At 71.1% G+C, this 21901-nt stretch carries 16 protein-coding genes; 10 read left to right on the top strand and 6 right to left on the bottom strand.

The features are described 5' to 3' along the window. The first annotated feature begins 76 nt into the window (after positions 1-76). Positions 77-1312, top strand: coding sequence for a GNAT family N-acetyltransferase (locus IE248_RS20105; RefSeq protein WP_190031307.1), 1236 nt, complete (start codon positions 77-79; stop codon positions 1310-1312). Positions 1313-1343: 31 nt separating this feature from the next. Here the strand turns inward: IE248_RS20105 and IE248_RS20100 are convergent, their stop codons facing one another. Together IE248_RS20100 and IE248_RS20095 are read right to left on the bottom strand one after the other, a co-directional pair. Next, complete coding sequence (locus tag IE248_RS20100) at positions 1344-2150, bottom strand: Fpg/Nei family DNA glycosylase (protein ID WP_190031306.1); 807 nt, start codon at positions 2148-2150, stop codon at positions 1344-1346. Between the two features lie 78 nt (positions 2151-2228). Beyond that, complete coding sequence (locus IE248_RS20095; RefSeq protein WP_008739020.1) at positions 2229-2714, bottom strand: ribose-5-phosphate isomerase; 486 nt, start codon at positions 2712-2714, stop codon at positions 2229-2231. A gap of 245 nt (positions 2715-2959) precedes the next feature. Here IE248_RS20095 and IE248_RS20090 point away from each other — a divergent pair, with 245 nt between their 5' ends. Continuing rightward, positions 2960-4414, top strand: coding sequence for an amino acid permease (locus IE248_RS20090; protein ID WP_073799433.1), 1455 nt, complete (start codon positions 2960-2962; stop codon positions 4412-4414). 76 nt (positions 4415-4490) lie between these two features. Here the strand turns inward: IE248_RS20090 and IE248_RS20085 are convergent, their stop codons facing one another. After that, positions 4491-5072, bottom strand: a complete 582-nt coding sequence (locus IE248_RS20085; protein ID WP_008739023.1) for a biotin transporter BioY — start codon at positions 5070-5072, stop codon at positions 4491-4493. 298 nt (positions 5073-5370) lie between these two features. On the opposite strand from IE248_RS20085, the gene IE248_RS20080 reads away from it, so the two are divergent. The 3 genes from IE248_RS20080 (at position 5371) to IE248_RS20070 (ending at position 9182) form a co-directional block, all read left to right on the top strand. Further along, entirely contained in the window at positions 5371-6768 is a 1398-nt protein-coding gene (locus tag IE248_RS20080; protein ID WP_008739024.1) for an amino acid permease, read from the top strand. 153 nt (positions 6769-6921) lie between these two features. Beyond that, complete coding sequence (locus IE248_RS20075; protein ID WP_190031305.1) at positions 6922-8355, top strand: amino acid permease; 1434 nt, start codon at positions 6922-6924, stop codon at positions 8353-8355. 170 nt (positions 8356-8525) lie between these two features. Beyond that, on the top strand, positions 8526-9182 hold the full coding sequence (locus IE248_RS20070) for a superoxide dismutase (protein WP_008739026.1): 657 nt from the start codon (positions 8526-8528) through the stop codon (positions 9180-9182). A 122-nt stretch (positions 9183-9304) separates the two neighbouring features. On the opposite strand, the gene IE248_RS20065 is transcribed toward IE248_RS20070, so the two are convergent. Beyond that, on the bottom strand, positions 9305-9952 hold the full coding sequence (locus IE248_RS20065; protein WP_037791670.1) for a mycothiol-dependent nitroreductase Rv2466c family protein: 648 nt from the start codon (positions 9950-9952) through the stop codon (positions 9305-9307). A 127-nt stretch (positions 9953-10079) separates the two neighbouring features. On the opposite strand from IE248_RS20065, the gene pepN reads away from it, so the two are divergent. Further along, on the top strand, positions 10080-12665 hold the full coding sequence (gene pepN, locus IE248_RS20060; RefSeq protein WP_100582520.1) for an aminopeptidase N: 2586 nt from the start codon (positions 10080-10082) through the stop codon (positions 12663-12665). 175 nt (positions 12666-12840) lie between these two features. Continuing rightward, entirely contained in the window at positions 12841-13803 is a 963-nt protein-coding gene (locus IE248_RS20055; protein ID WP_008739029.1) for a hypothetical protein, read from the top strand. Here the strand turns inward: IE248_RS20055 and IE248_RS20050 are convergent. Then, positions 13779-14684: a pyridoxamine 5'-phosphate oxidase family protein gene (locus tag IE248_RS20050; protein WP_100582522.1), complete on the bottom strand. Its 906-nt coding sequence runs from the start codon at positions 14682-14684 to the stop codon at positions 13779-13781. The genes IE248_RS20055 and IE248_RS20050 overlap by 25 nt on opposite strands. A gap of 134 nt (positions 14685-14818) precedes the next feature. Here IE248_RS20050 and IE248_RS20045 point away from each other — a divergent pair, with 134 nt between their 5' ends. Together IE248_RS20045 and IE248_RS20040 are read left to right on the top strand one after the other, a co-directional pair. Then, positions 14819-15385: a CGNR zinc finger domain-containing protein gene (locus IE248_RS20045; RefSeq protein ID WP_190031304.1), complete on the top strand. Its 567-nt coding sequence runs from the start codon at positions 14819-14821 to the stop codon at positions 15383-15385. Between the two features lie 274 nt (positions 15386-15659). Further along, positions 15660-18983, top strand: coding sequence for a S8 family serine peptidase (locus IE248_RS20040; RefSeq protein WP_008739032.1), 3324 nt, complete (start codon positions 15660-15662; stop codon positions 18981-18983). Positions 18984-19103: 120 nt separating this feature from the next. Here IE248_RS20040 and IE248_RS20035 read toward each other — a convergent pair whose 3' ends face one another. Then, positions 19104-20594, bottom strand: coding sequence for a M28 family metallopeptidase (locus IE248_RS20035; RefSeq protein ID WP_190031303.1), 1491 nt, complete (start codon positions 20592-20594; stop codon positions 19104-19106). 263 nt (positions 20595-20857) lie between these two features. Here IE248_RS20035 and IE248_RS20030 point away from each other — a divergent pair, with 263 nt between their 5' ends. Next, positions 20858-21886 (top strand): aspartate-semialdehyde dehydrogenase, encoded by a 1029-nt coding sequence (locus IE248_RS20030; RefSeq protein ID WP_008739034.1) that lies wholly within the window; start codon positions 20858-20860, stop codon positions 21884-21886. Positions 21887-21901 lie beyond the last annotated feature (15 nt).

Genomic DNA, 21901 nt, shown 5'->3' with positions numbered 1-21901 from the left:
GTACCCCCGGACCGGGGTCCCTCCGCCGCTCGAAAACACTTCGACTGGGACGGAATGCCCTGATAGGGATGGCCGTATGGCCCTTGAAACGCGCGTATTGCAGGCTGACGAGTGGGATGTCTGGTACGACCACCTGGAACTGGCCTTCGGTGGTGTGCCCGAGTCCTCCGAGGAACGCGACCTTTACAAGTCTCTGACCGAACACGAACGTTCCCTGGCCGTCTGGGACGGGGACACCTGTGTCGGTTCGGCGGGTGCGTTCAGCTTCCGCCTCTGCGTTCCGGGCGGCGCGCTGGTGCCCGCGGCCGGAGTGACGATGGTCGGCGTCGCGCCGACGCACCGCCGCCGCGGGGTGCTGACCTCGCTGATGCGCCGCCAGATGGACGACTTCCGGGCGGGTGGTGAACCGCTCGCCGTGCTGACGGCATCGGAGCCCGCGATCTACGGCCGGTTCGGCTACGGCACCGGTACGTACTCCCTGGCGGTGGACATCGACACCACCCGCGTACGGCTGTCCGTGCCTCCGGGGACGGACGAGGTCCGGCTGCGGCTGGTGGACCCGGAGAAGGCCCTGCCCGAGTGCGAGCGGGTGTACGCGGAGCTGGTGTCCCGGCGGCCCGGGATGACCGCCCGGCAGCCGCTCTGGGAGCGGCTGGCACTGCTGGATCCGCCCTCGATGCGCGCGGGCGGCTCCCCGCTGAAGTGCGTGGTCGCGGAGCGGGAGGACGGCGCGGTGGTGGGGTACGCCCGCTACCGGGTCAAGGCGGACTGGGACCTGACCGGTTCGGAGGGCAAGGTCCTGCTGAGCGACCTGGACGCCCTGGATCCCGCGGCCGAGGCGGCGCTGTGGCGCTACCTGTTCGAGATCGACCTGACCTGGTCGGTACGGGCGACCAAGCGGCCGGTGGACGATCCGGTCCTGCACCTGATCAGCGACGTCCGGCGGGCCCGGCCGATGACGCGCGACTCACTGCACGTCCGGCTCGTGGACCTGCCGGCGGCGCTGGAGGCGCGGACGTACGGGGCGCCGCTGGACGTGGTCGTGGAGGTCGAGGACACGTTCTGCCCGTGGAACGAGGGCAGGTGGCGGCTGAGCGCCGACGCGAAGGGGGAGGCCCGCTGCGTCCGGACCGCGGACCCGGCCGATCTGGAGCTGTCCGTACGGGAGCTGGGCTCCGCCTACCTGGGCGGCATCACCCTCACCTCGCTCGCCGCCGCGGGGCGGGTGCGGGAGCTGCGCGCGGGCGCGCTGACGGAGGCCTCCCGGGCCTTCGCCGGGGACGTGGCCCCCTGGCTGCCGCACGGGTTCTAGGCGGTCCGGGTGCTCGCGGCCCCGGCAGGGTCTAGCGCCGCTGGCAGCCCGGGCACCAGAAGAGGTTGCGGGCGGCGAGACCGGCGGTGCGGATCTCGTCCCCGCAGATGTGGCAGGGCATGTTCGCCCGGCGGTAGACGTACACCTCGCCCCCGTGGTCGTCGACGCGGGGCGGGCGGCCCATCGCCTCGGGCAGGTGCTCTTCGCGGACGGTGTCGATGCGGTTGTTCCGCACGCCCTCGCGCATCAGCAGGACGAGGTCGGCCCAGAGCGCGTCCCATTCGGCGCGCGTGAGGTCCCTGCCGAGCCGGTACGGGTCGATGCCGTGCCGGAAGAGGACCTCGGCGCGGTAGACGTTGCCGACGCCGGCGATCACCTTCTGGTCCATGAGCAGCGCGGCGACGGTGGTGCGAGAGCGGGAGACGCGCCGCCAGGCCCGGTCGGGGTCGTCGCCCGGGCGCAGCGGGTCCGGGCCGAGCCGGTCGTGTATCGCCTTCTTCTCGCCCTCGCCGATCAGGGCGCAGGCGGTCGGGCCGCGCAGGTCGGCGTAGTGGTCGGCGTTGAGCAGGCGCAGCCGGACGGTGTCGGTGGCCGGGGGCGCCGGGGCGGGGCCGAAGCCGAGCTTGCCGAACAGGCCGAGGTGGATGTGGATCCAGGCGTCGCCGAGTTCCAGGAAGAGGTGTTTGCCGTGCGCCTCGGCGCTCTCCAGTTCGCGGCCGTCGAGCAGGGCCGCGCTGTCGGCGAAGCGGCCCTGCGGGCTGCTGACCCGGACGGGGCGCGCGGCGAAGCGCTCGATGTGGTCCTGGGCGAGGCGGTGGATCGTATGCCCCTCGGGCACGGCGGCGCTCCTCGGCGGTCGTCGGGGGACGAAACCGCCGTGCCGCCGGGGGTCCCGGTGGCACGGCGGAGGTGTGGGTCAGCCCTGGGGGTGGTGCGCCGGGATGGGGGGCAGTTCGCCGGTCCGCTCGTAGGCGGAGAGCATCTCGATGCGGCGGGTGTGGCGCTCCTCGCCGGAGTACGGGGTCGCCAGGAAGGCCTCGATGAAGGAGACGGCTTCGTCCTGCGTGTGCATCCGGCCGCCGACCGAGATGACGTTGGCGTTGTTGTGCTCGCGGCCGAGCTTCGCGGTCTCCACGCTCCAGGCGAGGATGGCGCGGACGCCCTTGACCTTGTTCGCGGCGATCTGCTCGCCGTTGCCGGAGCCACCAATCACGATGCCGAGGCTGTCGGCGTCCGCGGCGGTCTTCTCCGCGGCGCGCAGGCAGAACGGCGGGTAGTCGTCCACCGCGTCGTAGATGTGGGGCCCGCAGTCGACGGGCTCGTGGCCGTTGTTCTTGAGCCAGTCCACCAGGTGGTTCTTGAGCTCAAAGCCGGCATGGTCGGATCCGAGGTACACGCGCATGGGACGAGTGTGGCACGGCGGAGCCCGGCGGCCCGCCGTTGGGGGTGTTCCGACGAAGGCTGGGGAAGTGTCGCGTAAATCACTTCTAAACCTCAAGTAAACCCAAAGAACCCAGACGGGGCGCGCCAGGACCATGATCGACGGGTCATAGCCCGAGGCAACCATCGAAATGGGGTCTTCCGCCTTGCCTCGATGTCAGGTTTGAATGCCGGGGCTCGCAACCCGAGAACCCTAAGGAATCGTCCATGAGCTCCACGACGACCCTTCAGAAGGCAGGCGACCCCTCCGGCACTCCCGGCGACGCCCAGCCCTCCGACGGTCTGAAGGCCGGTCTCAAGAACCGCCACCTGTCCATGATCGCCATTGGCGGCGTCATCGGCGCCGGACTCTTCGTCGGCTCCGGCGGCGGCATCGCCAAGGCCGGCCCCGCCATCCTCGTGTCGTACGCACTCGTCGGCGCGATGGTCGTCTTCGTCATGCGGATGCTCGGCGAGATGGCCGCCGCCAGCCCGAACTCGGGCTCCTTCTCCGCGTACGCCGACCGTGCGCTCGGCCGCTGGGCCGGCTTCTCCATCGGCTGGCTGTACTGGTTCTTCTGGGTCGTCGTGCTGGCCGTCGAGGCCACCGCCGGCGCCGTCATCCTCGAAGGCTGGGTCCCGGCCGTCCCGCAGTGGGCCTGGGCACTGATCGTGATGGCGGTCCTGACCATCACCAACCTCGGCTCGGTCGCCTCCTACGGCGAGTTCGAGTTCTGGTTCGCGGGCATCAAGGTCGTCGCCATCGGCGCGTTCGTGATCATCGGCATGCTGGCCGTCTTCGGCGTGCTGCCGGGCTCGGACAACCCGGGCGCGGGCTTCGCGCACCTGACCGACGCGGGCGGGTTCATGCCCAACGGCTGGGGCTCGATCCTCACCGGTGTGCTGATGGTCGTCTTCTCCTTCATGGGCAGCGAGATCGTCACGCTGGCCGCCGGCGAGTCCGAGAACCCGCGGCGCGCGGTCACCAAGGCCACCAACTCGGTGATCTGGCGCATCGGCGTCTTCTACCTGGGCTCGATCTTCATCGTCCTGACCCTGCTGCCGTGGAACGACGAGTCGATCGTCAAGAAGGGCTCGTACGTCGCCGCCCTGGACTCGATCGGCATCGCGCACGCCGGTCAGATCATGAACGTGATCGTCCTGACAGCCGTGCTGTCCTGCCTGAACTCGGGCCTGTACACCGCTTCCCGCATGGCGTTCTCGCTGGGCGAGCGCGGTGACGCCCCGAAGGCCTTCGCCAAGGTCAACAAGAAGGGCGTGCCGACGGCCGCCATCCTGGGCTCCGTGGTCTTCGGCTTCGTCGCCGTGTACTTCAACTACGCGTTCAAGGACACCGTCTTCAACTTCCTGCTGAACTCCTCGGGTGCGATCGCGCTCTTCGTGTGGCTGGTCATCTGCCTGACCCAGCTGCGGATGCGCAAGATCCTGGTCCGCGAGGCGCCGGACAAGCTGACGGTCAAGATGTGGCTGTTCCCGTACCTGACGTACGCCACCGCCGCGATGATCACCTTCGTCCTGGCCTACATGGTCTACGACAAGGACAACCGCGAGACGGTGACGCTGTCGCTGCTCGTCGCGGCCGTGGTCCTGGTCATCGGCGTGGTGCGCGACAGGCGCCGCAAGGCCGCCGCCGCCTCCGCCGCCGCCTCCGTCGAGGCGTAACCGCCCCGGCACCCCGCCCGCACAGCACACAGCCCCGGACCGCCGATCGCGGTCCGGGGCTGCGGTGTACGGGGTGCTACGCGCGGCCGAGCAGCTTCCAGGTGGCGGGCAGCAGACCCATGGCGAGCGCGGCCTTGAGGGCGTCGCCTATCAGGAACGGGGTCAGGCCCGCCGCGACGGCCGCGCCGAAGGACATGCCCGTGGACAGCGCCAGGTACGGCACGCCCACCGCGTAGATCAGCGCGGAGCCGAGGACCATCGCGCCGGCCGTACGGAGCACCGAGCGGTCGGCGCCGCGCCGGGCGAGGGCGCCGACGACGGTGGCGGCGAGCAGCATGCCGAGGACGTAGCCGAAGGAGGCGCCGCCCGCGCCCGAGGTGCCGTTCGCGAACCACGGCACGCCCGCCATGCCGACCAGGGCGTAGAGGGCGAGCGAGAGGAAGCCGCGGCGGGCGCCGAAGGCGGTGCCGACCAGCAGGGCCGCGAAGGTCTGGCCGGTGACCGGGACCGGGGAGCCGGGGACGGGTACGGCGATCTGCGCGGCCAGGCCGGTGAGCGCGGCTCCGCCGGCGACGAGCGCGATGTCGCGGACGCGGCTCGCGGGCAGCAGGTCGGCGAGGACGGCGCCGGGGCGGAAGGAGACGGAAGCAGTGCTCATCAAGGGCTCCGCGGAGTGAGGGGTGCGTGACGGGACGATGATCGACGCTAGTCCTGGAGCGGGTCTCGCCCCACAGTCGACCGGAACAAAGCCCTGCTCACCGCTTTGGTGGGGAGTTCACAAATAAGCCGGATCAGACCGGGCCGGACCCGCGTCACAGTGATCCGCGTCACGAGTCAGTTCAGACCACACGTCCGTTTTGCACGGATGGGCCGCATCCGGTGAGACTGTAGGGTCCCGCCAATCCGATGTGGATCACCCACCGCCGCTGCCGAGCACGAGAGTACGAGCACCCCTCATGCGCGACCCCCTGCCCGAAGCACCTTCCGACCCGGGCGAGCTGCCCGCGGAACCCCTCAGTCACAGCCTCAAGCAGCGCCACCTGACCATGCTGGGCCTCGGCGGCGTGATCGGCGCCGGGCTCTTCGTCGGCTCCGGCGCCGGCATCGGCATCGCCGGTCCGGCGATCATCTGCTCGTACCTGCTGGCGGGCACCCTCGCCATGCTGGTGATGCGGGCGCTCGGCGAGATGTCGGCGGCGATGCCCGCCTCCGGCTCGTTCTCCGTGTACGCGGAGAAGGCGCTGGGGCGCTGGGCCGGTTTCTCGGCGGGCTGGCTGTACTGGTTCCTGCTGGTCGTGGTGCTGGCCGTGGAGGCGACCGGCGCCGCGAAGATCGCGAACGGCTGGCTGCCCGCGGTGGACCAGTGGGTCTGGGTGCTGGTCTTCATGGTGGTCTTCACCGTGAGCAACCTGGCCGCCGTGAAGAACTTCGGCGAGTTCGAGTTCTGGTTCGCGGCCCTCAAGGTCGGCGCGATCGTGCTGTTCCTGATCCTCGGCACCCTGGCGATCTTCGGGTTCCTGCCCGACACGGATCCCATCGGAACGGCCAATCTGACCGGGCACGGCGGGTTCTTCCCCGAGGGCTTCGGCGGCGTGGTCGCCGGCATGCTCGCCGTCATCTTCGCCTTCGGCGGCCTGGAGGTCGTCACCATCGCGGCGGCCGAGTCCGACGACCCGGCCAAGTCCGTGGCCCGCGCGGTGCGCAGCGCCGTGTGGCGCATCCTCTTCTTCTACGTCGGCTCGATGCTGGTCATCGTGACCCTGCTGCCGTGGGACTCGCTGGAGCCGGGGCAGAGCCCGTACGTCGCCGTACTGGACTCCATCGGCATCCCGGCGGCGGGCCAGATCATGAACATCGTGGTGTTCGTGGCGCTGCTGTCGGCGCTGAACGCCAATCTGTACGGGTCCTCGCGCATCGTGTTCTCGCTGGCCGAGCGGGGCGAGGCGCCGCAGGCGCTGCTGAAGGTGTCGGGCGGCGGGGTGCCGCGCCGGGCCGTGTTCGCCTCGGTGGCCTTCGGGTTCGTGTCGGTGGTGCTGAACCTGCTGTGGCCGGACACGGTGTTCCTCTACATGCTCAACGCGGTCGGCGCGGTGCTGCTGTTCGTGTGGGCGCTGATCGCGGTGTCGGAGCTGAGGCTGCGGCGGATGCTGGAGCGGGAGATGCCGGAGCGGCTGACGCTGCGGATGTGGTGCTTCCCGTACCTGACGTGGGCGGCGCTGGCCGGGATGGCGGCGGTGCTGGTGCTGATGCTGTTCGACGACGCGGCGCGGCCGCAGCTGCTGTGGTCCACGGGTGCGGCGGGCGCCGTGCTGGTGGTGGCCTGGGTGCGGGAGCTGCGGGCCCGGCGTTCTTGACGTCCGCGGTGAAGCGGTGGGGCGCGGCCCCGGGACCACGGTCCCGGGGCCGCGCCCTTTCCCGTGTGCGGACGTCATCACGCGACGTGAAACCCGCGTCCGGATGCTGGACAGCAAACGTCCGATAAGCGGACGGTCGGCAGACTGGGCCCCATGAGTCAGAGCACCATCGCACCCCCTGAGCGGCAGGCGGCACCCGGCTCCGGGTCCCCCCTCGGCAACGGCCTCAAGCAGCGCCACCTTTCGATGATCGCCCTCGGCGGGGTCATCGGCGCCGGGCTCTTCGTCGGTTCCGGCGCCGGCATCGCCGCGGCCGGACCGTCGATCGTGATCGCGTACGCCGTGTCCGGTCTGCTCGTGATGTTCGTGATGCGGATGCTCGGCGAGATGTCGGCCGCGAACCCCGCCTCCGGCTCCTTCTCGGTCCACGCCGACCGGGCCATCGGCCCGTGGGCCGGGTTCACGGCCGGCTGGATGTTCTGGACGCTGCTGTGCGTCGGGGTGGCGATCGAGGCGATCGGCGCGGCGCACATCATGACGGGCTGGTTCCCGGGCACCCCCTCCTGGGTGTGGGTGCTCGCCTTCATGGCGCTGTTCTGCGGCTCCAACCTGGCCGCCGTCTCCAACTTCGGAGAGTTCGAGTTCTGGTTCGCCGCCCTCAAGATCGGCGCGATCGCGCTGTTCCTGGGCCTGGGCGTGCTGGCCGTCCTGGGCGTGCTGCCCGGCGCCTCCTCCCCCGGCGCCGCCAACCTGGTCCACGACGGCGGCTTCCTGCCCAACGGGGTGGACGGCCTGCTGGTCGGGCTGCTCGCCTCGGTCGTCGCGTACGGCGGGCTGGAGACGGTGACCATCGCGGCCGCCGAGTCGCAGGACCCGGTCAAGGGCGTGGCGAAGGCCGTGAAGACCACCATGTGGCGGATCGCGATCGTCTACGTCGGCTCGATGCTGCTCATCGTCACCCTGCTGCCGTGGAACGACCCGGCGGTGGTCGAGGACGGCCCGTACGCCGCCACCCTGGACCGGCTGGGCATCCCCGGCGCCGGCCAGATCATGAACGTGGTGATCCTGGTGGCCCTGCTGTCCGCGATGAACGCCAACATCTACGGCTCCTCGCGCATGGCCTACTCCCTGGTCTCCCGCGGTCAGGGCCCGAAGGCGCTGGGCAAGGTCAGCGGCCGGGTGCCGCGGCGCGCGGTGCTGGCCTCCTCGGGCTTCGGTTTCGTCACCGTGCTGCTCTCGTACTGGTACCCGGACACCCTGTTCGCCTGGCTGCTGAACATGGTCGGCGGGGTCATCCTCGTCGTCTGGGGCTTCATCGCCGTCTCCCAGTTCGTGCTGCGCCGGCGGCTGGAGCGGGAGGCGCCGCAGAAGCTGACCGTGAAGATGTGGGGCTTCCCCTACCTGACGTGGGTGGCGCTGGCCGGGGTGGCCGGGGTGCTCGTACTGATGGCGATGGACGGGGACACGCGGGTCCAGGTGATCTTCACCGGCGGTCTGACGGTCGCCCTCGCGGTCACCGGCTACGTGATGCAGCGCCGCGCCGCGGCGACCGCCGCCCCCGGAGCCGCCGAGGCCGCCGAGGCCTGAGGTTCCTGACGTTCCCCCAGATCTCCCGGTGGGCCCCCGCGCGAAAGCGCGGGGGCCCACCGGCGTTTAGGCAGGTAACCCTTACATGAGAGCAGGAATAGATACTGCTAGCGTGCAGTTGCGCATTAGTTGCAATAAGAAGTTGGCACGCTGAGGGGACCGGATTACGCATGGCCATCTACACGCTTCCTGAGCTTCCTTACGACTACGCGGCGCTGGAGCCGGTGATCAACCCGCAGATCATCGAGCTCCACCACGACAAGCACCACGCGGCCTACGTCGCCGGTGCCAACTCCACGCTGGAACAGCTGGAGGAGGCGCGCGACAAGGAGAACTGGGGCGCGCTGAACGGGCTGGAGAAGAACCTCGCGTTCCACCTCTCCGGCCACATCCTGCACAGCATCTACTGGCACAACATGGCCAGCCCGAAGACCGGCGAGGGCGGCGGCGAGCCCACCGCCGCCGACGGCCTGGGCGAGCTCGCGGACGCCATCACCGAGTCCTTCGGCTCCTTCGCGAAGTTCAAGAAGCAGCTGACCTTCGCGTCCTCGGCCACGCAGGGCTCCGGCTGGGGCGTGCTCGCGTACGAGCCCGTCAGCGGCCGCCTGATCGTCGAGCAGATCTACGACCACCAGGGCAACGTGGGCCAGGCCTCCGTGCCGGTCCTGGTCTTCGACGCCTGGGAGCACGCCTTCTACCTTCAGTACAAGAACCAGAAGGTGGACTTCATCGAGGCCATGTGGAACGTCGTCAACTGGCAGGACGTGGCCAAGCGCTACGCCGACGCCAAGGCGAACACCCCTCTGCTGATCCCCGCCAAGGGCTGATCGGCGCCACCGGCCCGCCCGCCTCGTGATCGTCTTCTCAGCCTTCGCGTGCGGGCGTGTACAGCGGAAGACCCCCGTGAGGACGTGACTCACGGGGGTCTTTCGTGTCCGCCGCCGGCCGGCTACGCGAAGTTGGGGCCCTGGGTGCGGGTCCGCTTGATCTCGTAGAAGCCGGGGATGGAGGCGACCATCAGGGTGCCGTCCCACAGCCGGGCGGCGGCCTCGCCGCGCGGGGCCGGGGTGACGACCGGGCCGAAGAAGGCCACGTCCTCGCCGTCGGCGCCGGGCACCGAGATGACCGGGGTGCCGACCTCCTGGCCGACCCGGTCGATGCCGTCGTTGTGGGAGGCGCGCAGCACCTCGTCGTACTCGTCGGAGTCGGCGTACGAGAGCAGCTCGGCCGGCAGGTCGAGGGCGGCCAGCGCCTGCGCGATCACCTCGCGGGTCGCGCCCTGGCCCTCGTTGTGGATGCGGGTGCCGAGCTCGGTGTACAGCTTGCCGGTGATCTCGTCGCCGAACTTCTGCTGCGCGGCGACGACGACGCGCACCGGCGCCCAGCCCTTGGGGCCGAGCAGCTCGCGGTAGCGCTCGGGCAGCTCGTCGAGCTTGTTCTCGTTCAGGACGGCGAGGCTCATCACGTGCCAGCGGACCTCGACGTCGCGGACCTTCTCGACCTCCAGCATCCAGCGGGACGTCATCCAGGCCCAGGGGCAGAGCGGGTCGAACCAGAAGTCGACCGGGGTCTTCTCGCGCACCTGGGTGTCGGACATGTCTCTCCTCGGGTGGTTCAGTGCAACCGTCTTCGCGTTCCCCCTGGCCAACCAGCACGCGTTCGCACGCATTCCCCCCATGGGAGGATGCGCTCGAAGGAACGCGACCACGCACGAAGGAGTGCACGTGCCCGGAGAGAATCTGTCCCGTGACGAGGCCCGCGAGCGGGCCGAGCTGCTGTCCGTCGACGGGTACGAGGTGGTCCTCGATCTGAGGTCCGCGGTGGAGGAGGCCGAGCCGGCCGAGGGCCCCCGGACCTTCCGCTCGGTGACGACCGTCCGCTTCCGGGCCGCGGCCCCCGGCACGGCCACGTTCGCGGACCTGATCGCCCCCTCCGTGAACACCGTGACCCTGAACGGGCGCGCGCTGGACCCCTCCGCCGTCTTCGACGGGGCGCGGATCGCCCTCGACGGGCTGGAGAGCGAGAACGTCCTGGTGGTGGACGCGAACTGCGCGTTCAGCCGGACCGGCGAGGGCATGCACCGCTTCGTCGACCCGGAGGACGGCGAGGTCTACCTCTACACCCAGTACGAGCCGGCCGACGCCCGCCGGGTGTACGCGAACTTCGAGCAGCCGGACCTGAAGGCGCCGTACCGCTTCGAGGTGACCGCGCCCGAGGGCTGGCAGGTGTGGAGCAACGGCGCGGAGGAGTCCCGCGAGGGGCTGACCCGGCGCTTCGCCGAGACCGCGCCGATCTCCACCTACATCACCTGTGTGGTCGCGGGCCCGTACCACTACGTGACGGACACCTACACGCGCGGTGACCTGACGATCCCGCTGGGCGCGATGTGCCGCAAGGGGCTGGCGAAGCACTTCGACGCGGATGACGTCTTCCTCGTCACCAAGCAGGGCTTCGACTTCTTCCACGAGCACTTCGACTACCCGTACCCCTTCGGGAAGTACGACCAGGCGTTCGTGCCGGAGTACAACCTGGGCGCGATGGAGAACCCGGGGATGGTGACGTTCCGCGAGGAGTACATCTTCCGCGGCAAGGTGACCCGGGCCTCCTACGAGCGCCGGTGCAACACGATCCTGCACGAGATGGCGCACATGTGGTTCGGCGACCTGGTCACCATGAAGTGGTGGGACGACCTGTGGCTGAAGGAGTCCTTCGCGGACTTCATGGGCTCCTTCTCGCAGGTGGAGGCGACCCGCTTCGACCAGGCGTGGGTCACCTTCGCCAACAACCGCAAGGCGTGGGCCTACCGGGCCGACCAGCTGCCGTCCACGCACCCGGTCACGGCCGACATCCGTGACCTGGAGGACGCGAAGCTGAACTTCGACGGGATCACCTACGCCAAGGGCGCGGCGGTCCTCAAGCAGCTCGTCGCCTACGTCGGGCGGGAGGCGTTCCTGGAGGGCGCGCGCCGCTACTTCAAGGCGAACGCGTACGGGAACACCACGCTGGACGACCTGCTGTCGGTGCTCGGCGAGGTGTCCGGGCGGGACATGGCGCAGTGGTCGCGGGCCTGGCTCCAGACGGCGGGCGTGAACACGCTGACCCCGGTGGTGACCTGCGACGCGGGCGGCCGCATCACCGAGCTCGCCGTGGTGCAGGAGGGCGAGGCGCTGCCCGGTCAGCCGGGAGCGGAGGCGGCCCGCCCGCACCGGGTCGCGGTGGGCCTGTACCGGCTGGACACCGACGGGAGCCTGGTGCGGTACGCGCGGGCTGAGGCCGATGTGGCCGGCGCCCGCAGCGTGGTCGCCGAGCTGACGGGCCAGGAGCGGCCCGACCTGGTCCTCGTCAACGACGACGACCTGACGTACTGCAAGATGCGCTTCGACGAGGGTTCGCTGGCGACGCTGCGGTCGCACCTGGGCAGTGTCACGGACCCGCTGGCGCGGGCGCTGTGCTGGTCGGCGCTGTGGAACATGACGCGCGACGCGCTGATGCCCGCGCGGGACTTCATCTCGCTGGTGCTGGCCCACGCGGGCCGCGAGAGCGACGTCGGCGTCCTCCAGATGCTGCACGGGCAGGCGCTCGGCGCGATCACCCACTACGCGGCGCCCGAGTGGCGCGAGCAGGGCGGGCGGGTGCTGGCGGCGTGCGCGCTGCAAGAGCTGCGCTTCGCCGAGCCGGGCTCGGAACACCAGCTGACCTGGGCCCGCTTCTTCGCGGCGGGCGCGACGACGGAGGGCGACTTCCAGCTGCTGCGGGGTCTGCTGGAGGGCTCGGCGCGGATCGACGGGCTGGAGGTGGACCAGGAGCTGCGCTGGGACTTCCTGCTCCCGCTGGCCGCGCACGGCGCCGTGGACGAGGGCGTCCTGCACGCCGAACTCGCGCGCGACGACACCGCGTCGGGCAAGCGGCACCAGGTGCGGTGCCTGGCGGCGCGGCCGTCGGCGGCCGTGAAGGACCAGGCGTGGGCGGCGGTGGTGGAGTCGGACGCGCTGTCGAACGCGCTGGTGGAGGCCACCATCGCGGGCATGCAGCAGCCTTCCCAGCGGGCCCTGCTGGCCGGGTACGCGCAGCCGTACTTCGAGGTCATCGAGCGGGTCTGGGCCGAGCGCTCGATCCAGATCGGCATGGACGTGGTGCGGGGGCTGTACCCGGCGCTGCAGGACGACGCGGCGACGCTGGCGGCGACGGACGCCTGGCTCGCCTCCCACGCGCAGGCGGCCCCGGCGCTGCGGCGGCTGGTCCTGGAGGCCCGTGACGACCTGGCCCGCGCCCTGCGCGCGCAGGCCTGCGACGCGGCGGCCGCGGGCTGATGTCCGGCGGGCGGGGCGGGGCCGGTCAGGCGCCCGTCCCGCCCGGCGCGGCCGCCCCGACCGCTGCGCAGTGTCGGCAGTCGAACGCCCGTACTTTAGTGCGGGCTTGTCCCGGTTTGCCGACGAAAATGTAACAGGGGTTAGCGCGGCCCCGGGCAGCGGGAGACTCCGCGACATGAACCACAACGCGCCCCTCCCCCTCGCCCACCTCACCGGCAGCCGGCCCCGCGTCCTGAGCCTCGCCCAGCTCCGCGAGCACGGAGTCACCGCCTCCGACGCCGCCGGCCGGCCCTGGCAGCAGATCCTGCCCGGGGTGTTCCTGCTCCACTCCGGCCCCGCGACCAGCGAGGAGCGGCTGCACGCGGCCCTGCTGTACGCCGGCCGGCGCGGCAACGACGAGGCCATGATCACCGGGCTGGCGGCCCTCGCCCTCTACCGGTTCGGCTCCGCCCCCGCGCTCCTCGCGCTCCCCCACATCGACGTGCTCGTCCCGAACACCCGCCGCCTGCGCTCCGCCGGGGACGTCCGGGTCGTCCGCGCCCACACCCCGCCCCGGCCCGTCGAGGTGACCGGCCTTCCCGTCGCCCCCGTGGCCCGCGCCGTCGCCGACGCCGTCGCCGGGCTCTCCGACGCGACGACGGTACGGCGCCTGCTCAGCGAGGCGGTGCGCGGCGGGCACTGCGAACCGGCCGCCGTGGTGCGGGAGCTGACGGTGGCCCGGCTGCTGAACCGGCCCCACGTCGTCGACGCCGTCGAGTCCCTCCTGGCGGAGGGCCGGGCCATCGCCGAGGACCGGCTCTACCAGCTCGTGCGCGGGTACGAACTTCCCGAGCCGGTCTGGAACGTGGACCTGCGGCTGCCCGGCGGCCCGCACCTCGGCGGGGTCGACGCGTACTGGCCCGAGCAGGCGGTCGCCGTCGAGATCGACACCCGGGCCCCGCGCCAGGGCGAGGACGAGCAGTGGTCCGAGTGCGTCCGCAAGCGGGAGAGCCTGGAGCGGCTCGGAGTGACCGTCATCCACGTCACCCCGCGCAAGCTGCGCGACTGGCCCGAACAGCAGGCCGCGGTGGTCCGGACCGCGCTGACGGCCTCCGTCGACCGCGAGCCGGCCGCCTACCTCGTCGTACTGCCCCGTTGAGGGAGCGGCGGACTGGCCGGCGAGTACTCCGGGGTGCTCCACAGCAGCCGCCCCGGATGCAGGCCCTCCACCACCGACTCGACATGGAACCGCACCCGGCGCTCCCCGTCGCCGCCCGCCCCGAACTCGGTCCCGGCCCGCCCGCTGAGCTGGAGCACCGCCCCGGTCTCCCAGTCGGGGAACAGCAGCCCGGCCCGCTCGTCGGCGGCCAGGTTCCCCAGGGTCAGGAACATCGCGTTGCCGGGATAGTCCGGCCAGGACAGCTCGCCCGGCCCGTGCACCTCCACGAACCCCGGCAGCCCGCCCCGGTGGCTCGCCTCCACCGCGCCCTCGGCGGTCGTGGTGACGAAGAAGGTGTCGGCGGCGCGGACGGCCCGCTCCTGGCCGGGGGTGAGCGCGTTCCCGCGCCCCACGACACCGGCTCCCTCCGCGACGAGCTCCAGCGGCTCCCGCTTCTGCAGGTATTTGGGACAGTTTCCGAAGACGCGCTCCGCAGCCACGGCGAACCCGCCCGGCGTCACTGCGTCGAGCGTCCCGTTCAGCCGCAGCCGGCGCCGGGTGCGGGGGTCGAGGGAGATCGTCCCGACCCGGGTGCCCACCGTGGCCAGCGCCCCGGCGAGCGGGTCCCCCTGCGGTAGTCCGCCTTCGACCCGGATCCGGTCCGGCCCCGTGGCCCGCACGAAGCCGGGGGCCGCGGTGAGCAGGGAGGCCCAGAGCCGCCCCGTACCGTCGGCGGCGCCGACGACCAGGTGGGGCTGCCGGGCGAGGAAGAGCGCCGCGGCGCCCCGGACGTCCGGCCCGATCGACCGGCCGACGTGTTCGGCGAGCTCCCGCACCCCGACCCGGTCCTGTACGGCCAGCGAGCCCCAGTGGTACGCCATGACGCCGCTCCCTCCGCTCACCCCACCCCGATTTACTAACCTTCTAAATCAAAATTAACGGTTAGGGCGCCGGGAGTCAACCGGTCACGTACTCTTGAAGGGTTAGCTGGCAGACGCGGGAGGCGGGCGGGGACATGGCGGCACAGACGGCGGATCCGCGCCCACTGACCGGGGAGCCGGTCTCGCTGGACCTCCTGAACACGCGCTGGACCGCGGACGGCGAGCCGCTGGACCTGTTCGCCGGCGCCGCCGGGCTGACCCGGGTCGAGGGCCTCGCGCTCTGGCTGGAGGGCGTGGGGCTGGCCGGCCGCTTCCGCGCCGACGCCGCGACCCTCGTCCACCTGCTGACCGCCCGCGAGTCGCTGGCCCGCGCGGTGGCCGACCCCTCCGACGCCGGCGCCCGCGAACTGGTCGACGCCGTCCTCGAACACGGACGGATCCGCGCCACCCTGAGCGCCGAAGGCCCGGGCGAGCGCGCCGAGTTCGCCGACCCCGCCTGGGGCCCGGCCTGGCTGGCCGCCCGCGACTACCTCGGCCTGCTGGCATCGGCACCCGACCGGATCCGCACCTGCGCCTCGCCCACCTGCGTCCTGCGCTTCCACGACACCTCGCGCAACGGCACACGGCGCTGGTGCTCCATGGCCGTCTGCGGCAACCGCGCGAAGGCCTCCCGTCATTACGCGCGCACGCGCGAGCGCTGAAGCGGCGAAAGTTGTCACACCCGGCCTCCGGCGGAACGCCGCCGGAGGCCTGACGCATGGCCGCCAAGTCGACAAATAGACCGAACGGCAGCGGTGTTTGGTGCTGCTCTGCCCCGTTACGGGGCCACTGGCATGTTCCCCGCGCTGGCGGGTTCCCGCCATGTCAGGTCTCGGTCAATGACAACCCTCCCCAAAGAGCTGTCACTTGCGCAAAGCTGACCGGTCATCCGGCACCGAAATCCGGACCGTATCTTTCACTTAGCCAGGGATGCTGATGACCCTCGAATCCCCCAGCTCCATATCCGGGGCCAGACGTGCGGCCCGTGTCGCGGCAGCCGCGGGCCTCGTGGCCGCGCTCTGCACGGCCGGAGCCATGCCGGCCTTCGCCGCCGGCACCACCCCCGCCCCGGGGAGCCCCACTCCGGTCAAGTCCGCGGAGCAGAAGCTCGGTTCCGCCGACGTCGAGCTGCTGCAGGAGGCCAAGACCAAGGGTGACAAGACCGTCACCGTGATGGTCGCGACCGCCCCCGGCGAGACCAAGCAGGTCGCCCAGCAGATCGCCGACGTCCAGGGCGCCTCGGTGGGCCAGACGTACGACAAGCTCGGTTACGTACGCGCCACCCTGCCGACCGACAAGGCCGAGACCGCGCTGAAGGCGGCCGCCAAGCTGTCCTCCGTGCACGGCATCGACCTGCGGCACGAGATCCAGCTCCCGGACCCGCGGCCGTCCTCGGACCGCGAGACCGGCACGGTCAAGAAGACCGCTGCCGAGACCTACCCGGGCCCGGACAAGAACACCCCGGCGAAGAACCCGTACAACCCGTCCTTCGAGACCGGCGCGGTGGACTTCGTCAAGGACAACCCGCAGGCCGACGGCCGCGGCGTGACCATCGGCATCCTGGACTCGGGCGTCGACATCAGCCACCCGGCGCTCCAGAAGACCACCACCGGCGAGCGCAAGATCGTCGACTGGGTCACGGCGACCGACCCGATCGCGGACAACGACGCGACCTGGCGCCCGCAGATCACCCCGGTCACCTCCACCGGCGGTGCCTTCACCGCCGGCGGCCAGAGCTGGAAGGCCCCCGAGGGCACCTTCCAGTGGAGCCGCTTCAGCGAGTCGATCACCGCCACCGGTGACATGAAGGGCGACGTCAACCGGGACGGCGACACCACCGACCGGTTCGGCATGCTCTACGACGCCGCCGCCGGCACCGTCCGCGTCGACACCGACCAGGACGGCGACTTCACCAACAACGAGCCGATGAAGCCGTACAAGGACGGCTACCAGGTCGGCTACTTCGGCACGGACAACCCGGCGACCGACGTCGCCGAGCGCATCCCGTTCGTGATCCAGATCCGCAAGGACGTCCCGATGGACCCCTTCGGGGGCGACTGGGTCGGCAAGAAGGCCGACTTCGTCAACATCGGCATCATCGAGTCGGAGCACGGCACGCACGTCGCCGGCATCACCGCCGCCAACAGCCTCTTCGGCGGCAAGATGAACGGCGAGGCGCCCGGCGCCAAGATCGTCTCCTCGCGCGCCTGCTCCTGGTCCGGCGGCTGCACCAACATCGCGCTGACCGAGGGCATGATCGACCTCGTCGTCAACCGCGGCGTGGACATCGTCAACATGTCCATCGGTGGCCTGCCGGCGCTGAACGACGGCAACAACGCCCGCTCCGAGCTCTACAAGAACCTCATCGACACCTACGGTGTCCAGCTCGTCATCTCGGCGGGCAACGAGGGCCCGGGCCTCAACACCATCGGTGACCCCGGCCTCGCCGACAAGGTCATCTCGGTGGGCGCCGCGGTCTCCAAGGAGACCTGGGCCGCCAACTACGGCTCCGGCGTGACCAAGAAGTACAACATGTTCCCCTTCTCCTCGCGCGGTCCGCGTGAGGACGGTGGCTTCACGCCCACCATCACCGCCCCCGGTGCGGCCATCAACACCATCCAGACCTGGCTGCCCGGCGCGCCCGTGGCCGAGGCGGGTTACACCCTGCCGGCCGGTTACGGCATGCTCCAGGGCACCTCGATGTCCTCCCCGCAGGCGGCGGGCGCCAGCGCCCTGCTGATCTCGGCCGCGAAGCAGCACAACATCGCGCTCAAGCCGGCCGGCCTGCGCGTGGCGCTGACCAGCACCGCGAAGCAGATCGCCGACGTCCCGGCGCACGCCCAGGGCTCCGGTCTGATCAACATCGTCGACGCGTGGGAGTCCATCCAGCGCGACGCGAAGGCCAACGAGTTCACCGTCAAGGCGCCGGTCGACACCGCGATCGACCAGTTCCTGAAGACCCCGGGCTTCGGCACCGGCGTCTACGACCGTGAGGGCGGCCTCAAGGTCGGCCAGAAGAAGGTCTACGACGTCGTCGTCACCCGCACCACCGGCGTCAAGTACGGCACCCGCCACGACCTGACCTGGCGCAACAACGACGGCACGTTCAAGGTCGTCGGCGGCTACGACTACGTCACGCTGCCCCTGAACAAGCCCGTCACGATCAAGGTCGAAGCCAAGGCCACGTCGGCCGGCGTGCACAGCGGCATCCTGCAGCTGGACGACGAGACCACCGAGGGCATCGACAAGCAGATCCTGACCACGGTCGTCGCCGCCACCCCGCTGGCGAAGCCGTCGTTCACGATGTCGGACACCTCCTCGGTGCAGCGCAACAGCCACAAGTCGTACTTCGTGACCGTCCCGCAGGGCGCCAAGACCCTTGAGGTCGCCCTCGGCGGCCTGGCGGCGGGCAGCCAGACGCGCTTCATCTCGATCCACCCGTACGGTGTGGGCGTCGAGGACAGCGCGACGACCCAGTGCTACCCGAACTACAACAACCCGGCCAACACCTGCCGCCCCGACCTGCGCTCGTACCCCGAGCCCACCCCGGGCGTCTGGGAGATCGAGGTCGAGTCGCGCCGTACGTCGCCGCTGCTCGACAACCCGTTCAAGCTGGACGTCAGCGTCCTCGGTGCGGCCTTCGACCCGGCGGTCAAGGTCCTCCCCGAGGTCAAGCAGGGCACCGCGGCGCCGGTCCAGTGGACCGTCAAGAACGACGGCGCGGCCATCTCCGGCGGCAAGCTCCAGGGCGGCGCGCTCGGTTCCGCGAAGGTCGCCAAGCCGACCATCGCGGCCGGTGAGACCCAGACCAGCACCGTCACCATCGGCGCGGGCGTCTCCCGCCTCGACGTGGCCATCGGCGGGGTCTCCGACACCGGTGCCGACCTCGACCTCACCGTCCTCAAGGACGGCGTGAAGGTCGGCTCGTCCGCCGACGGCGACTCCGAGGAGGCCGTCAGCCTGGTCAACCCGGCCGCCGGCACCTACACCATCGAGGTCGCGGGCTACGCGGTTCCGTCCGGCAGCACCACCTTCAACTACCGCGACGTGTACTTCTCGTCCGCCCTGGGCTCCCTCCAGGTCGACGAGGCCGCCGCGGTGAACCTCGCGGGCGGCGCCACCGCGTCCGTCTCGGCGAAGGTCCTGGCCGCCGCCCCGGCGCCCGAGGGCCGTCAGTTCTTCGGCGAGGTCAAGCTGCTCAACGGCCGCGGCACCGCCGCCGGCACCGGCAGCGTCCAGATCGAGAAGGTCCTCCCGTAACGGGTGACCGGCTGATCGCATGACGGAGGGGCGGGCGCCCGGATCGGGCGCCCGCCCCTTCGCCTTTCCCCCTCGGAAAGCCCCCCGGCCCTTTCCCCTCGGGCCCGGGGCGCTACAGGACTACTTGCCCAGCGACCGCAGGTCCTGGGCGTAGGTGCCGACCGCGTGGGCGATGACGTCCAGGTTGGTGTCGAAGGCCTTGAGGTCGAGGTTCTTCAGGTCGTCGCCCGCGCCGTGGTAGTTCGGGTCGTACGCGGCGCCGGCCGTGCCCCCGTACCGCTTGGCCTGCTCGGCGGTCTTGATGCCCTCGGCGCCGGTGAAGGTGCCGCCGGCCGGGATGCCGTTCGCGATGAACGGGCCGTAGTCGGAGCGGCCGTCGAAGTCGCTGCCCTCGTGCGGCTTGCCCTTCTTGTCGAGGAACCCGTTGATCAGGGCCTCGATCTGCGCGGAGCCGGCCGGGCCCGCGCCCTCGCCGGTCTTGTCGGAGTCGTCGCCGTCGTAGACGAACTGGACCGGGTTCGGCGAGGCGATCATGTCGAAGTTCAGGTAGAGGGCGATGTCCTTCTTCTGCCGCGCCGACAGCTGCGCCACGTAGTGCTCGGAGCCCAGCAGGCCCAGCTCCTCCGCGGACCACCACGCGAACCGCACCTTGTTGGCGGGCCCCTTGCCCTTCTTGTTCGCGCCCTCGTCCGCGAGCTTCAGGGCCACCTCCAGCAGGCCGGCCGAGCCCGAGCCGTTGTCGTTGATGCCCGGGCCCTCGGGAACCGAGTCCAGGTGGGCGCCGGCCGTGACGACCCGGTCGGCGCGGCCGCCCTTCGTTTGCGCGATCACATTGCGCGTGGTCTTCCTGACGTGTTCCTGCTCCAGGTCCAGGCGGACCCTCACCTCGCCCCCGGCGGCGGCCGCGGCCAGCGCCTCGCCCTCCGCCAGGGTGATCCCGGCGCTGGGGATCAGGCCCTCGGCCGGCGAGGAGAAGCCGCCGCGGACCGGGGTGGTGCCGCTGTGGTTGTAGACGATCACACCGGCCGCCCCGGCCGCCGCGGCGGCGTTCTGCTTCTCCACGAAGGTGCAGGACCCGCGCTTGACCAGGGCGATCTTGCCGGTGAAGGCGCCGGCCGGGTAGTCGTCGGCGGTGCAGCCGGGGGTCTCGTCGACCCGGGCGAGCGCGAGCGGCGCGGTCAGCCCGGCCGCCGGGGTGGACGGGGTGAAGGTGAAGGCGGCGGTGGCCAGCTCGCGCGGCTCCGCGCCGAGGACGGTGGTCTTCTCCGTCTTCGTGTGCGCCTCGTAGATGTCGAAGTCCTGGTACGAGACCTCGTAGCCGGCCTTCTTCAGCGTGTCGTGGACGTACGCGGCGGAGGCCAGGTGGCCGGGCGTACCGGCGGCCCGGTTGCCGCCGTTGGCGTCGGCGATCCGCTGGAACCTCGCCAGGTGGCGGTAGGCCCCGCGGGCGGTGACCTCCTCCACCAGCTCCCTGGCCAGCTTGCCGTCCCGCTGGTCGTGCGCGTGGGCGGCCGCCGGGGCGGCGGTCAGCAGGACGGGTGCGGCGACGGCGGCGGCCGCGAGGGCGGCGAGCGCCGGTATGGACCGGCGGCGGTGGCGGATGGCGCGCACGTGGTTCTCCCCGAGGTTGTGGTTCGTTCGCTATTCGGTCTGCCGCGTCCGGGCAACGGACACGACAGACCGGACGGTAACCGGCCGCGACCTGGCAAAACGGGCGTTCGGGGGAGGTGCAACACGCCCGCCACGGACTCGTCACACGGGTTCACGGCCGGGACACCGTCCGTACCTCGGACAATGGATTGGACAAGCCTCGTGGGGTCGAACGCATGATGGCTCCACGCGCGCCCGCGTCGTACGTACCAAAAGGAGTCACCGTGAGGGTCGGAATCGTCGGAGCCACCGGACAGGTCGGCGGAGTCATGCGCGGCATCCTCGCCGAGCGGAAGTTCCCGGTGGACGAGCTGCGGCTGTTCGCCTCGGCCCGTTCCGCGGGCTCGACCCTGGAGTGGGAAGGCCGCGAGATCACCATCGAGGACGCCTCCGCCGCCGACTACTCCGGCCTGGACATCGTGCTGTTCTCGGCGGGCGGCGCCACCTCGCGCGCCCTCGCGGAGAAGGTCGCCTCGCAGGGCGCCGTCGTGATCGACAACTCCTCGGCCTGGCGCGGCGACCCCGAGGTGCCGCTGGTGGTCTCCGAGGTCAACCCGCACGCGATCAAGAACCGCCCCAAGGGCATCATCGCGAACCCGAACTGCACCACGATGGCCGCGATGCCGGTGCTGCGCCCGCTGCACGACGAGGCCGGTCTGACCGCGCTGATCGCCACCACCTACCAGGCCGTGTCCGGCTCGGGCCTGGCCGGTGTGGCCGAGCTCAAGGGCCAGGCCGGCGCGGTCGCCGACAACGCCGACCGGCTGACCTTCGACGGCGGAGCCGTGGAGTTCCCCGAGCCCCAGGTCTACAAGCGCCCGATCGCCTACAACGTGATCCCGCTCGCGGGCAACCTGGTCGACGACGGCTCCTTCGAGACCGACGAGGAGCAGAAGCTCCGCAACGAGTCCCGCAAGATCCTGGAGATCCCGGAGCTGAAGGTCTCGGGCACCTGCGTGCGCGTGCCGGTCTTCTCCGGCCACTCCCTCCAGGTCAACGCCCGCTTCGCGCGCCCGGTCAGCGTGGCGCGCGCGTACGAGCTGCTGGCGCAGGCTCCGGGCGTGGAGCTCTCGGAGATCCCGACCCCGCTCCAGGCCGCCGGTCAGGACGCCTCGTACGTGGGCCGCATCCGCGTGGACGAGACGGTGGAGAACGGCCTCGCGCTGTTCGTGTCGAACGACAACCTGCGCAAGGGCGCCGCCCTGAACGCGGTCCAGATCGCCGAGCTCGTCGCCGAGGAGCTGCGCGGCTGATCCCGGTCACGGGCG

Origin of the sequence: Streptomyces goshikiensis, assembly GCF_014650555.1 — a bacterium.
Classification (GTDB): domain Bacteria; phylum Actinomycetota; class Actinomycetes; order Streptomycetales; family Streptomycetaceae; genus Streptomyces; species Streptomyces goshikiensis.
The sequence above is the reverse complement of the archived record's forward strand: the minus strand, read 5'-3'. Positions and strand labels throughout refer to the sequence as shown.

Bases quoted from the DNA above. Each gene is read 5' to 3' on its own strand.
- IE248_RS20095 (WP_008739020.1), bottom strand. From the start codon at position 2,714: ATGCGCGTGTACCTCGGATCCGACCATGCCGGCTTTGAGCTCAAGAAC.
- IE248_RS20045 (WP_190031304.1), top strand. From the start codon at position 14,819: ATGGCGGCACAGACGGCGGATCCGCGCCCACTGACCGGGGAGCCGGTC.
- IE248_RS20090 (WP_073799433.1), top strand. From the start codon at position 2,960: ATGAGCTCCACGACGACCCTTCAGAAGGCAGGCGACCCCTCCGGCACT.
- IE248_RS20105 (WP_190031307.1), top strand. From the start codon at position 77: ATGGCCCTTGAAACGCGCGTATTGCAGGCTGACGAGTGGGATGTCTGG.
- IE248_RS20055 (WP_008739029.1), top strand. From the start codon at position 12,841: ATGAACCACAACGCGCCCCTCCCCCTCGCCCACCTCACCGGCAGCCGG.
- IE248_RS20075 (WP_190031305.1), top strand. From the start codon at position 6,922: ATGAGTCAGAGCACCATCGCACCCCCTGAGCGGCAGGCGGCACCCGGC.
- IE248_RS20080 (WP_008739024.1), top strand. From the start codon at position 5,371: ATGCGCGACCCCCTGCCCGAAGCACCTTCCGACCCGGGCGAGCTGCCC.
- IE248_RS20050 (WP_100582522.1), bottom strand. From the start codon at position 14,684: ATGGCGTACCACTGGGGCTCGCTGGCCGTACAGGACCGGGTCGGGGTG.
- IE248_RS20085 (WP_008739023.1), bottom strand. From the start codon at position 5,072: ATGAGCACTGCTTCCGTCTCCTTCCGCCCCGGCGCCGTCCTCGCCGAC.
- IE248_RS20065 (WP_037791670.1), bottom strand. From the start codon at position 9,952: ATGTCCGACACCCAGGTGCGCGAGAAGACCCCGGTCGACTTCTGGTTC.
- IE248_RS20070 (WP_008739026.1), top strand. From the start codon at position 8,526: ATGGCCATCTACACGCTTCCTGAGCTTCCTTACGACTACGCGGCGCTG.
- IE248_RS20040 (WP_008739032.1), top strand. From the start codon at position 15,660: ATGACCCTCGAATCCCCCAGCTCCATATCCGGGGCCAGACGTGCGGCC.